The sequence below is a fragment of the Mesorhizobium sp. CC13 genome (genome assembly GCF_039907765.1).
In the GTDB taxonomy this organism is placed as follows: Bacteria; Pseudomonadota; Alphaproteobacteria; order Rhizobiales; family Rhizobiaceae; genus Aminobacter.
This window is the reverse complement of the sequence record NZ_JARDJI010000018.1, coordinates 1-12,373: the sequence shown is the minus strand read 5'-3', so window position 1 is coordinate 12,373 and position 12,373 is coordinate 1. Positions and strand designations below refer to the sequence as shown.

The following is a 12,373-nucleotide window of genomic DNA, read 5'->3' as shown; positions in this document are numbered from 1 at the left end:
GCATTGCCGCCCTCTTTTCATACGCCGAGATAACGGTCCTGGATGTCGGGCGTGAGCGCCTCGGGCGCGCCCTCGAACACCGTCACGCCCTTTTCCAGCACGAAGCAGCGGTCAGCCACCGGCAGCAGTTCCGACAGCGTCTTGTCGACCACGAGGATCGACTGGCCGGCGGCCTTGAGCTTGCGGATCGCCGCCCAGATATCGTGGCGGATGACGGGCGCCAGCCCTTCGGTCGCCTCGTCGAGGATCAAAAGGCTTGGATTGGTCATCAGCGCGCGGCCGACGGCCAGCATCTGCTGCTCGCCGCCCGAGAGCGTGTTGGCATACTGTTCACGGCGTTCGCCGAGGCGGGGGAACAGGTCGACCACCTTGTCGTAGGTCCAGTCGCTGCCGCGCGCGGCGGCGACGAGGTTCTCGAACACTGTGAGGTTGGGGAAACAGCGCCGCCCTTCCGGCACCAGTCCGAGCCCAAGGCGGGCGATGCGGTGCGGCCGCTGGCCCGATATCTCGCGGCCGCCAAAGCGGATCGAACCACCGCGCGGACGCACCAGTCCGAGCACCGAACCGATGGTCGTGGTCTTGCCCATGCCGTTGCGGCCCATGAGCGCCACGACTTCGCCCTCGCGCACGTCGAGCGTCACGCCGAACAGTGCCTGCGATGCGCCGTAGAAGGTCTCGACGCCCTTGAGTTCGAGCAGGCTCACGCGGCTTCTCCGAGATAGGCGCGGCGGACTTCGGGATCGTTGCGGATCTCGTCGACGCTGCCGGTGGCGATGACGCGGCCATAGACCAGCACCGAGATGCGGTCGGCGAGCGCGAAGACGGCATCCATGTCGTGCTCGACCAAAAGGATCGGTGCTTCCCGGCGCAGGCCGTCGAGGAACCCGGTCAGCGCCTTGGAGCCCTCAGGCCCCATGCCGGCCATCGGCTCGTCGAACAGGAACGCCTTTGAACCCAGCGCCAGCGCAATGGCGATCTCGAGCTGCCGGCGCTCGCCATGCGACAGCTCCGCCGCCGGCAAGTGAGCGCGGGAGGCCAGGCCGACGCGTTCGAGCATGGCCATGGCCGGCCCGGTCAGGCTCGCATCGCCCATCACGGGCTTGAAAAAGCGGAAGCTCGAGCCCTGCCGCGCCTGTGCCGCCAGCATGACGTTGCGCAACGCCGAAAATTCCGGCGCCAGCGACGAGATCTGGAAGCTGCGGCCGAGGCCGAGGCGGGCGCGGGCGGCCATGTCGAGCCCGGCCATGTCCTGGCCGAGGAAGCGGATTGAGCCACTGTCAGGGCGGATCGAACCGGAGATCTGGTGGATCAGCGTGCTCTTGCCAGCGCCATTGGGGCCGATCAGGGCATGGATCTCGCCGGGCATCAGCTTCAGGCTGACGCCGTCCGTAGCATTCAGCGCACCGAAGGTCTTGCGAAGTTCGCGGATTTCGAGGACCGGCTCAGCCATGACGCGCCTTTCCGGCCAGGAGGCCAAGCAAGCCGCCGCGCGCAAACAGCACGACCGCGAGAAGGATCAGCCCGAGGAAGAACTGCCAGCGCTCGGTGATGCCACCGAGCACATACTCGATCAGCACATAGAGCATGGCGCCGGCGACCGGGCCGAACAGCCGACCCTTGCCGCCGAGGATGATCAGCACGATGAGCTCGCCCGACATCTGCCAGGACAGCATCGACGGGCTCACGAACTTGTTTAGGTCGGCGAAGAGCGCGCCCGCGACGCCCGTCACCATCGCCGATATCACGAAGGCGACGAGGCGGATGTTAAAGGGGGCGATGCCGACGGCAGACAGGCGAACGGGGTTCTGGCGGGCGGCTTCCAGTGCGGCGCCGAAGCGCGAGCCGCGCAGCATCCAGAAGAGCGCGAGTGCCGCAAGCAGCAGGACATAACAGATCAGGAAGAAGGGCAGTGGCTGCGCCGTGTTCAGGCCGGGGAACTCGTTGCGCACATAGATCGACAGCCCGTCCTCGCCGCCATAGGCCGGCCAGGACACGGCGAAATAGTAGATCATCTGCGCGAAGGCGAGCGTGATCATGATGAAGTACACACCCGCCGTGCGCAGGCTGATCGCGCCGATGGGCAGGGCGATGAGCCCGCAGACGACGATTGCTGCCAGCCAGATCATCGGCATTGAGGTAGTGCCCTCGAAACCGAACAGCACTGGCTCGGCGTTGAAGGCGTGCGTCGCCAGGATGCCGGCGGCATAGCCGCCGAGGCCGAAGAAGGCGGCGTGGCCGAAGGACACAAGCCCGCCGAGGCCGAGCGCGATGTTGAGGCCGACCGCTGCGAGCGCCAACACCGCGATGCGGGTGGCGAGCGTGATGTAGAACGGTTCGCCCATCGCCTGCGCGGCCAGCGGGAAGCCGAGCAGCAGCAGCGCCAGCGCCGAATTGACGGTGGTTTCGCGGGTCATGAAGGGTGCGTTGGTCATGGCCGCCTCACGACTGCGCCGCAAACAGGCCGCTCGGCCTGAAGGCGAGGATGAGCGCCATGACGATGTAGATCAGCATGGAGGCGAGGGCGGCACCTATGGGACCGGCTTCGGCCGCCGGCATGCCGAGCGCCAGCACCTTGGGCAAAAGGAAGCGGCCCATCGTGTCGACGATGCCGACGAGGATGGCGCCGAACAGCGCGCCCTTGATCGAGCCGATGCCGCCGATGACGATGACGACGAAGGCGAGGATCAGCGCCGGCTCGCCCATGCCGACCTGCACCGATTGCAGCGCGCCGACCATGGCGCCGGCGAGGCCGGCGAGCGCCGCCCCAAGCGCGAAGACGACGGTGTAGAGCGTGCGGATGTCGACGCCGAGCGCTGCGATCATCTCGCGGTCGGACTCGCCGGCACGGATACGCATGCCGAGGCGGGTGCGCGAGATCAGAAAGTACAGCCCGACGGCGACCACGATGCCGACGCCGATGATGGCGAGGCGATAGAGCTGATACTGTCCGCCGCCGGGTAGCGGCACCGCGCCCTGCAGCAGCGGCGGGATGTCGAGATAGAGCGGGAAGGAGCCGAAGAGCCAGCGCGTGCCTTCCGAGAACATCAGGATCAGCGCGAAGGTGGCCAGCACCTGGTCGAGATGGTCCCGGTCGTAGAGCCTGCGGATGACGGTCACCTCGACGATCGCGCCGGCCGCGGCTGCGGCGATGAGGCTGGCGACAAGGCCGATCCAGAACGAACCGGTGGCGGCAGCCACGGCCGCACAGGCAAAGGCGCCGACCATGTAGAGCGAGCCGTGGGCGAGGTTGATCAGCCCCATCACGCCGAAGATCAGCGTCAGACCGGCGGCCATGAGGAACAGCATCACCCCGAGCTGCAGGCCGTTGAGGAGTTGCTCGATGAGCAGTGCAATGGACAAGCGGATACTTTCGCTGGCTGGTGTGGGGGTGATGCGGCGTAATGCCTGTGAAAGTTAGGGCGGTTTTGGGAAGTCGACCCCCACTCCGGTTTGCTTCGCAAACCACCTCTCCCCCGGTCGACGGGGGAGAGGAAGCCAGCCTGGACTTGGCACCTTTTCTCTCCCCTTTTGAAGGGGAGAGGTGCCGAGCGCAGCGAGGCGGAGTGGGGGGCTGACAATCCGTCTAAGACTACCTTGCTATCGGCAGGATCGCCTAACTCACATCTTGCACTGCTCGGCGTAGGCGTCGCCGCGCTTCTCGAATGCGGTACCGACGATCTTGTTGGTCAGCACGTCGCCTTCCTTCACCACCTCGCGAACATAGATGTTCTGGATCGGATGGTTGTTGGTGTTGAAGGTGAAGTCGCCGCGCACCGACTTGAAGTCGGCGGCCTTCAGTGCTGCCCGGAAGGCGTCCTTGTCCTTGACGCTGGCCTTGCCCAGCGCCGACAGGATCAGGTTGGCCGTGTCCCAGCTCTGGGCAGCATAGACCGACGGCAGGCGGTTGTATTCGGCCTTGAAGGCTTCGACGAATTCCTTGTTGGCGGCGTTGTCGAGATCCTTGGACCAACTGGCCGAATTCTTGACGCCGAGCGCAGCGTCACCCACCGCCGGCAGGATGTCCTGGTCGAAGGAGAAGCCCGGGCCCATGACCGGGATCTTCACGCCCGACTGGGCGTACTGCTTCATGAAGGCGATGCCCATGCCGCCGGGCAGGAAGAAGAACACCGAGTCGGCGCCGGAATCGCGAATCTGGGCGATCTCGGCGGCATAGTCGGTCTGACCGACCTGGGTGTAGATCTCGCCGGCCAGCTCGCCCTTGTAGTAGCGCTTGAAGCCGGTCAAGGAATCCTTGCCGGCCGGATAGTTCGGGGCGAGGATGAAGGTCTTCTTGTAGTCCTTGTTGGCGTACTGCCCCATCGCCTCGTGGAAGTTGTCGTTCTGGTAGGCGACATTGAAGTAGTTCGGATTGCACTTGGCGCCGGCAAGGGCCGACGGGCCGGCATTGGGCGACAGGTAGATGATGTCCTGCGCCACCGCGTTCGGCACCACCGCCATGGCGAGGTTCGACCAGATGATGCCGGTGAGCAGGTCGACCTTGTCGCTCTGGATCATCTTCTCGGCCAGCTGCACGGCGATCTCGGGCTTCTGTGCATCGTCCTCGATGACGAGTTCGACGTCCTTGTTGCCCGACTTCTTCATGGCGAGCGTAAAGGCATCGCGCATGTCGACGCCAAGGCCGGCGCCGCCACCCGACAGCGTGGTGATGACGCCGATCTTCACCGGCTCGGCATAGGCGAGGTTGGACGTCGCCAGCGAAAGGCCGAAGATGCCGGCCGCAATAATCTTCTTCATCGGGTTCTCCCTCCCAGTGTTTTATTTGAAATTCAAAAAGCTTCAGAGCCGGGTGCGAACTTTCCAGAGTTCGGGGAACAGTTCAACCTCCAGCATCTTCTTGAGATACGAAGCGCCGGACGTTCCACCGGTGCCGCGTTTCATGCCGATGATGCGTTCGACCGTCGTGACGTGGTTGAAGCGCCAGCGGCGGAAGTAGTCCTCGAAATCGACCAGCTTCTCGGCCAGCTCGTAGAACATCCAGTAGCGCTGCGGCTCGCGGTAGATCGTCTGCCAGGCGGCCAGAACTTCCTCGCTTTCGCTGCGCGTCTCGCGCCAGTCGGTCTTCTTCGCCTCGGCGCCGACATCGAAGCCGTTGCGGGAAAGCAAAAGGATTGCCTCGTCGTAGAGCGACGGCTGGGCGAGGATCGCCTCCAGCCGCGCCGTCAGTTCCGGTTCGTGCGCGTGCGGGCGCAGCATGGCGAGGTTGCGGTTACCGGCCATGAACTCGATGGCGCGGTACTGCCAGGACTGGAAGCCCGACGACTGGCCGAGAGAGTTGCGGAACTCGGTATATTCGCTCGGCGTCATCGTCCTGAGCACATCCCAGGCGCTGTTGAGCTGTTCGAAGATGCGCGACACACGCGTCAGCATCTTGAAGGAAGGCTCCAGCTTGTCGGCGCGGATCGAGCGGATGGCGGCGCCGATCTCGTGTAGCGCCAGCTTCATCCACAGCTCCGATGTCTGGTGCTGGATGATGAACAGCATTTCGTCATGGGCCGCCGACAGCGGCGCCTGCGCGTCCAGCACCTTCTCGAGGTGCAGGTAGTCGCTGTAGGACATGCGGTCCTTGAACGACATCTGCGCACCCTCGGCCGAGGGATCGTAGGGCTTGCTCAATTTGCCTTCTCCGCACGCAGCCGGAAGCGCTGGATCTTGCCGGTCTGGGTTTTTGGCAGGGCGTCGATGAACTTCACCGATCGCGGGTACTTATAGGGAGCGATCGTCGCTTTCACATGGTCCTGCAGACGCTTGATCGTCGCGCCGTCGCGGGCGACGCCCTCGACCAGCACGACATAGGCCTCGACGATCTGGCCGCGCTCGCCGTCCTCGGCGCCGATGACGGCGCATTCGGCGACATCGGGGTGCGAGAACAGCGCCGCCTCCACCTCGGGGCCGGCGATGTTGTAGCCGGCGCTGACGATCATGTCGTCGGAGCGGGCAGCGAAATGGAAGAAGCCGTCCACGTCCTGGAAGAAGGCGTCGCCGGTCAGGTTCCAGCCGCCGCGGACATATTCGAGCTGGCGGTCGTCGGCCATATAGCGGCAGCCGGTGGGGCCACGCACGGCGAGCCGGCCGACCGTGCCGCGCGGCAGCTCGTTCATGTCAGCGTCGACGATGCGCGCCTCATAGCCGCCCACCGGCTTGCCGGTGGAGGCGGGCTTGCGGTCTTCGAAGCGGTTGGAAATGAAGATGTGCAGCATCTCGGTAGCACCGATGCCGTCGAGGATGGGCTTGCCGGTCTTTGCCGTCCATTCCTCGAATACCGGGCCGGGCAGGGTCTCGCCAGCGGAGACGGCGACGCGCAGCGAAGACAGGTCAGCGCCCTCGTCCATGGCCTTCATCATGGCGCGGTAAGCGGTGGGGGCGGTGAACGAGATCGTCGCCTTGTAGGTCTCGATGATGTGGATCATGTTCGGCGGCGTCGCATGCTCGAGCAGCGTCGCGGCCGCCCCGAAACGCAGCGGGAAGATGGCAAGGCCGCCCAGGCCAAAGGTGAAGGCCAGCGGCGGCGAGCCGACGAACACGTCGTCGGGTGTGACCTCGAGCACTTCCTTGGCATAGGCGTCCGCGATGATCAGCAGGTCGCGGTGGAAATGCATCGTCGCCTTCGGCACGCCCGTCGTACCCGAGGTGAAGCCGAGCAGGGCGACGTCGTCGCGGCCGGTCTTCACGGCTTCGAAGATCACCGATTTGTCGAGGGCGATGCGGTCGAGCTCGGCGTCGTGGTTGGCCGTACCGTCGAAGCCGATGACCTTCTTGAGGAACTTGCTGTCCTTGGCGCAGGCCACCATTTCGTCCATCAGGCGCGTGTCGCACAGCGCCAGCGAGATTTCGGCCTTGTCGACGATCTTGGCGAGTTCGCCGGCGCGCAGCATCGGCATGGTGTTGACCACCACGGCGCCGGCCTTGGTGGCGGCGAGCCAGCAGGCGACCATGGCGGGGTTGTTGGCCGAACGGATAAGCACGCGATTACCTGGTCTTACGCCGTAATTCTCGACCAGCGCATGCGCCAGACGGTTGGTCCAGTCCGACAGCTCCTTGTAGGTGCGGCGCCGGCCGTTGCCGATAAGGGCGGTGTGATCGCCGAAGCCTTTTTCGACCAGGCGATCGGTTAGTTCGACGCCCGCATTGATATGGTCGGGATACTGGAAGCTGTCGAGGAGGAAATCTGGCCACTGCTCCTGAGGGGGCAGGTTGTCGCGCGTGAACGTGTCGGTATGCGCTGACGGTCCAAGCATTCTGCCCCCTATGCCCATCGCAACGACTGCATCGCCGCGCTTGCGTTCTTGAATTTTAGAGGGGAGGTCGAGCACCGGTTCCAGTCAGGCCGCATTTCCGGCGACACCTTCGCACAGTCGACGATTTGACCGGCTTTCGGCGCAGCGAGACCTCCCATTCTCACTGATGGCCAAGCATCGCATCAGACAAAATTTATTTCAAGCCTAAAGTTTTTGGCCGCTGGTACATTGACGCCGGCCGGCACGCCCGCCATGTCTGTGCTCCACGAACGATACCGCCATAGGAGGGCGCCGGTGCTCGAACGTCATATCGCCGACTGGGACAACGCCTACACCAACGGCGCCAATATCGCCGGCGGCGACCGCTGGCCGGCGGCCTGGGTGGAGCCTGCGAATGCGTTCCGCGACAGCCTCGCGGCTGCCGGCCGGCAGCACCTCGACATTTCCTATGGCGAGCGGGCCCGCAACCGGCTCGACCTGTTCCTGCCCGAGGGCAAGGCCAAGGGCCTCGTCGTCTTCGTTCATGGCGGCTACTGGATGGCGCTCGACAAGAGCTACTGGTCGCATCTCGCCAAGGGCTCGGTCGACAGCGGCTATGCGGTCGCCATACCGTCCTACACGCTGTGCCCAGAGGCGCGGATCGGCGACATCGTCCGCGAAGTCGGTGCGGCCATCGGCAAGGCGGCCACACTGATCGATGGACCCATCATGCTGACCGGACATTCCGCCGGCGGGCATCTGGTGTCGCGCATGGCCGCATCGGGCTCGCCGCTCGCGTCAGAAGTCCTGGCGCGCATTCGCCATGTCGTCTCGCTGTCCGGCGTCCATGACCTCAGGCCGCTGATGAACACCGGCATGAACAAGACGCTCCACATCGACGAGACCGAGGCCCTGGCCGAAAGCCCGGCCTTGCTGCGGCCGGTTGCCGGCACCCGCATCACCTGTTGGGTCGGCGGCGGCGAGCGCGCCGAGTTCCTGCGCCAGAACGACCTTCTCGCCAATATCTGGACCGGCCTCGGCGCCACGACGTCAGCGGTGGTCGAGCCCGACCGTCATCATTTCAGCGTCATCGACGGACTGATGGATGAAAGGCATCCTTTGACCAGGGTTCTGCTGGCAGAATAGAGCCGGGCCAGCGCGCCACAATTCAACTGCGCCGATTGGAGCCCCGTCCGGCGTCTGTGGATGCGGCACCTCCATCGCTCAGAATCCCGAAGGCGACAGGCGCCTCAGGCGGCCTCGTGCATGGCCCGCCCCAGACCGAGCAATGCAGCCTGCAGATCGGGCCGCGCCTCCATCGCCTCGGGATAGACGGCATAGACCGGATAGGTGAATTCCGGCGCGCCTTCGACCCGCTCGAGTTCGCCCGCCGCGACCAGCGGCGCGACAACGCCCCTGCGAAAATAGCCCATGCCCCCGGCCCTGAGGATGTAGTTCAGGCCGAGCGGGCCGAGGCCGACGAACAGGCCGGGCTCGCCGAACGGATTGGACCCGGCATCGTGCTGGGCGGCAAATGTCGGGCCCCAGTCGACATAGACATAGTTCTCCGCCGGATCCCGCCTGCCCTCCTTCGGGGTGGTCCTGACCAGCACGAGTTGCTCCTCCTGCAGGATCTCGACCTTGAAGCCGGGCAGCAGCTTCGGTGCGTAGAGCATGGCGATATCGAGCACGCCCGTACGCAGCTGGTCGAGCAACTGGTCCGGGACCCCGACATGGGCGCGGATGGCAATCTCGGGGTTCGCCTGCCTCATCCAGACCAGCCAGTCGAGCAGCAGCGGATTCCACAGGCTCAGCTCGCCGCCGACCGCCAGCAGGCTCGTTCGCCCCGAGGGGACGGCAAGCTGATGGCGGGCACGCTCCCAGACCTGCACGAAGGACTGCGCATAGCGTTCGAAGTCCCGTCCCGCAGCCGTCAGTTGCGCACCGCTTCGATTGCGGACGAACAGCTGGCGCCCGAGTTCCTGCTCGAGCGTGCGGATCCGCGCACTGACCGTGGTCTGCGTCACATGCAGGCGCTCGGCAGCCTTGAGAAAGCTGCCGCCCTGGACGATTTCGAGGAAAGTGCGGGCGCGGTCGATATCCATGGCATCAATTGAATGCAAAATTTTTGCAGTAATCCAGCATTTAATTCCGTTTGCCTTCCGGCCTGGATCGGCCCAGCCTCTCGAGGCGACGCCATCGTCGTGCTGCGACGGGAGAGGGAACACGATGTCGGACAAGAACGATCCGCCCCATGAGCCAGCCGAATATGCGTCCCCGCCATGCTACATGCACGAATTCGAGCCGGACCCGGGCACCGCGTCGGTCCATAAGGACAACTGGCCCGAAGTTGCAGGCTGGCGGAAGGTGGAAAGAGCGCGCCTGATCGAACAGCGCCTGACCGTCGGCGCGGACGAGCGAAAGGCCAGGTCGGAAAGGATCGCTTCGGCGCTCGACCTGGCCATCGGCAAGGTGGGCGGGCGGCTCATCAGCGTCTATTGGCCGTTCCGCGGCGAGCCGGATCTTCGCAACTGGGCCGTCAGCGTCATCGCCCGGGGCGGCCGCATCGCCCTGCCGGTCGTCATCAGGAAGGCATGGCCGCTGGAATTCCGTGGCTGGTCGCCGGGCGATCCGCTCGAGCGCGGCGTCTGGAACATCCTCGTCCCCGCGCATGGCTCTGCCGTGCAACCCGACGTCGTCATCGCCCCGGTCGTGGGCTTCGACGCGGCAAACTACCGGCTGGGTTATGGCGGCGGCTTCTTCGACCGCACGCTCGCGGCCGCGCCGAAGCGGCCGCTGGCGATTGGCATCGGCTATGCGGAAAGCCGCATTCGCACCATCTACCCGCAGGCCCACGACATTCCGATGGATGCCGTCGTCACCGACAGGTAACGCCGGGCCTGCCCGCGGCATCAGCACCGGCGGGCTGGCGTTGGCAAAGCCTCAACTCAGCACCACGACGGTAGCCCCGACCGGCACGCGCTCGTAGAGATCCTGGACGTGCTCGTTGGTCATGCGGATGCAACCATTCGACACTGCCCGCCCGATCGTCCAGGGTTCGTTGGTGCCATGGATGCGATAGTAGGTATCGCGGCCATTGCGGTAGAGATACAAGGCCCGTGCGCCCAGCGGATTGGACTGTCCGCCCGGGACGCCATCGGCATATTTGGCGTATTTCTCCGGATTGCGCTTGATCATGTTCTTGGTCGGTGTCCAGGTCGGCCACTTCGCCTTGCGGGCGACTTCGGCCGTTCCCGACCAAGCCAGGCCGGCGCGGCCGACGCCAACCCCGTAGCGGCGGGCGACCCCAGTTTCCTCCACCAGATAGAGAAACCGGTTCTTGGGATCGACCACGACCGTTCCCGGAGAATATTGCGGTTCGAAATCCACGAGTTGCGGTTGGAACTTCGGATCGAGGACGAAGGCCTTGGCCTTCGCCTTCTGTGCTGTGGCCACGGACGGCGCCGCAAACAGGGCGGCCACACCGAGCATGAGGGAACGACGATTTATCATGATGCACCTGTGAGAGAGAATTTTGCGAAAAGGGCTAGGAGATCGCCTCGTCGCTGGGTGGTCGATCGTCTCTGACAGGGTCGATGCCGGCGAGCGTCAATGCTGCCGTCGGTTGGCTATGTTGGCGGATCTGCACGGGCGCGCCGAACTGGACGATGCCGGTGAAGGCATGCACGGAATGGCATCCCGAAGCGGGCAGGGGATTGGAGGGCCCGGCCTGACCGCATCCGCCCGTCTCGATCACTGCGTGCTTGGCTTGAACCGTACTCAGGACCGCGGCCGAAGCTGGCACCGCAAGATGCAGCGACAGCGCCAGTACGACGACCAGCCCCAACAACGACCGAGCCAGATACATGGACTTCATGAAAGACAGTCTGGTCCCCGACAGTTTTTCATCCGTTAGCGCTTCATCACAACTTCGTGAGAGCAGGACCGCACAGTGCATCGTACGTTTCAGGGAGCGACTGTAAGCAATTACCGAAGCACTCGCAGCCGGCTTCACTCGAATTCACCATAACCTTTGGTCGGCAAACACGACCACACTACAGCAATGGATTGGTATCGCAGAAACAACTTCACCTGCAATGTTTCAACCGCAACCGCTCCAGCAGATACCGGGATCGAACACCTACAGGACCGCCGCCGATCAGGCTTGCGCGCCCCGACCCGCTTGCGCCCGATCGGCGCTTCCGTCGCGGTCAGGACGCTCCTTCTCGACGCCGCAACGCTGCTGCAGGCAAGGCTGGGCGCATCTTCCATGGACGCCCGACGAGGTTCGTTGCTAACGTTCCGACCGCTGATCTTGGAGGAAACGCGGCATGGACCGTTTCACCGGCGGTTGCCTGTGCGGCAACGTCCGAATTGTGGCATTGGGCCGCCCATACCGAGTCGGCCTTTGTCACTGTCTCGACTGCCGCAAGCATCACGGGGCTCTTTTTCACGCTTCCGCGGTGTTCCCACAGGATGCGGTGACGATCGATGGCGAAACACGCGACTACGCCGGGCGGTTTTTCTGTCCCCGCTGCGGCTCGTCCATTTTCGCACGCACTGCAGACGAAATGGAAGTGAACCTGGGATCCCTGGATGCCCCTGACCAACTGATGCCAACCTACGAACTCTGGACCGTCCGTCGCGAGTCCTGGTTGCCGCCGTTTCCGCTCGCAAGACGATACGAGCACGATCGTGACGCCACGGGCCGCTTTGAGGAGTAGGCGGAACGGTAGCTCATCGCCAGAGCAGACAAAGCGGAACCGATGCCAGGCCGGGGATTTGGCGTGTACCCGAGGCTGCTCAGACGCACATGTGAATAGGAGCTGTCGGAATGCCGACAGCCCACGATTGCCCCTAGGCAACCGAATGCGAGCGGCACTTGCCGCATAATCTATCTTATGGAACTGGCCTCGTATTGGACAATGCCGGCTTCGCGACTGGTCGCTTGGCAACTATCCGCAGACGCGTCCTACCAGATCGTGCTCATGCCGTCTGCTGAGTCGACCTTGCCTATGTAGCGGCGCCCCCGGAGGGACGCTGCTGCTTCCTTCCGGCGCCTAGAGCGGATTTCTGATTGATTGAATCATTTGGGATTCCTGTTTTGAGCAGATTGTGATTCAAGATGCTGGCTGGGT

13 protein-coding genes are annotated in these 12,373 nt (G+C 64.3%); 3 read left to right on the top strand and 10 right to left on the bottom strand.

Translation table 11 applies throughout. The features are described from left to right. Window positions 1–17: 17 nt before the first annotated feature. The 7 genes from PV773_RS20015 to PV773_RS19985 all read right to left on the bottom strand — a co-directional run bounded on the left by PV773_RS20015 (window position 18) and on the right by PV773_RS19985 (window position 7,256). Window positions 18–704: an ABC transporter ATP-binding protein gene (locus PV773_RS20015; RefSeq protein ID WP_347968044.1), complete on the bottom strand. Its 687-nt coding sequence runs from the start codon at window positions 702–704 to the stop codon at window positions 18–20. Next, window positions 701–1,450 carry an ABC transporter ATP-binding protein gene (locus PV773_RS20010; protein ID WP_347968043.1) on the bottom strand — a complete coding sequence of 250 codons (750 nt, stop codon included), beginning with the start codon at window positions 1,448–1,450 and terminating at the stop codon, window positions 701–703. The genes PV773_RS20015 and PV773_RS20010 overlap by 4 nt, the downstream gene beginning before the upstream one ends. Continuing rightward, entirely contained in the window at window positions 1,443–2,414 is a 972-nt protein-coding gene (locus PV773_RS20005; RefSeq protein ID WP_347968133.1) for a branched-chain amino acid ABC transporter permease, read from the bottom strand. Before PV773_RS20005 ends, PV773_RS20010 begins: the two co-directional genes overlap by 8 nt. Window positions 2,415–2,439: 25 nt before the next feature. After that, window positions 2,440–3,360, bottom strand: a complete 921-nt coding sequence (locus PV773_RS20000; RefSeq protein ID WP_347968042.1) for a branched-chain amino acid ABC transporter permease — start codon at window positions 3,358–3,360, stop codon at window positions 2,440–2,442. A 258-nt stretch (window positions 3,361–3,618) separates the two neighbouring features. Then, window positions 3,619–4,755 (bottom strand): ABC transporter substrate-binding protein, encoded by a 1,137-nt coding sequence (locus PV773_RS19995; protein WP_347968041.1) that lies wholly within the window; start codon window positions 4,753–4,755, stop codon window positions 3,619–3,621. Window positions 4,756–4,797: 42 nt separating this feature from the next. Further along, window positions 4,798–5,634, bottom strand: coding sequence for a tryptophan 2,3-dioxygenase (gene kynA, locus PV773_RS19990; RefSeq protein WP_347968040.1), 837 nt, complete (start codon window positions 5,632–5,634; stop codon window positions 4,798–4,800). After that, window positions 5,631–7,256 carry an AMP-binding protein gene (locus PV773_RS19985; RefSeq protein ID WP_347968039.1) on the bottom strand — a complete coding sequence of 542 codons (1,626 nt, stop codon included), beginning with the start codon at window positions 7,254–7,256 and terminating at the stop codon, window positions 5,631–5,633. The genes kynA and PV773_RS19985 overlap by 4 nt, the downstream gene beginning before the upstream one ends. A 294-nt stretch (window positions 7,257–7,550) precedes the next feature. Between PV773_RS19985 and PV773_RS19980 the strand changes: the two genes are divergently transcribed. Beyond that, entirely contained in the window at window positions 7,551–8,381 is an 831-nt protein-coding gene (locus PV773_RS19980; protein ID WP_347968038.1) for an alpha/beta hydrolase, read from the top strand. A gap of 104 nt (window positions 8,382–8,485) precedes the next feature. Here PV773_RS19980 and PV773_RS19975 read toward each other — a convergent pair whose 3' ends face one another. Continuing rightward, complete coding sequence (locus PV773_RS19975; protein WP_347968037.1) at window positions 8,486–9,340, bottom strand: LysR family transcriptional regulator; 855 nt, start codon at window positions 9,338–9,340, stop codon at window positions 8,486–8,488. 124 nt (window positions 9,341–9,464) lie between these two features. Here PV773_RS19975 and PV773_RS19970 point away from each other — a divergent pair, with 124 nt between their 5' ends. After that, entirely contained in the window at window positions 9,465–10,127 is a 663-nt protein-coding gene (locus PV773_RS19970; RefSeq protein ID WP_347968036.1) for a 5-formyltetrahydrofolate cyclo-ligase, read from the top strand. Window positions 10,128–10,178: 51 nt separating this feature from the next. On the opposite strand, the gene PV773_RS19965 is transcribed toward PV773_RS19970, so the two are convergent. Together PV773_RS19965 and PV773_RS19960 are read right to left on the bottom strand one after the other, a co-directional pair. Further along, window positions 10,179–10,748: a L,D-transpeptidase gene (locus tag PV773_RS19965; protein WP_347968035.1), complete on the bottom strand. Its 570-nt coding sequence runs from the start codon at window positions 10,746–10,748 to the stop codon at window positions 10,179–10,181. Window positions 10,749–10,782: 34 nt separating this feature from the next. Next, the gene (locus tag PV773_RS19960) at window positions 10,783–11,112 is read right to left on the bottom strand and encodes a hypothetical protein (protein WP_347968034.1); all 330 of its coding nucleotides are present in this window, start codon (window positions 11,110–11,112) and stop codon (window positions 10,783–10,785) included. A 454-nt stretch (window positions 11,113–11,566) separates the two neighbouring features. Here PV773_RS19960 and PV773_RS19955 point away from each other — a divergent pair, with 454 nt between their 5' ends. Then, window positions 11,567–11,959 (top strand): GFA family protein, encoded by a 393-nt coding sequence (locus tag PV773_RS19955; protein WP_347968033.1) that lies wholly within the window; start codon window positions 11,567–11,569, stop codon window positions 11,957–11,959. The last annotated feature ends 414 nt before the right edge of the window (window positions 11,960–12,373 follow it).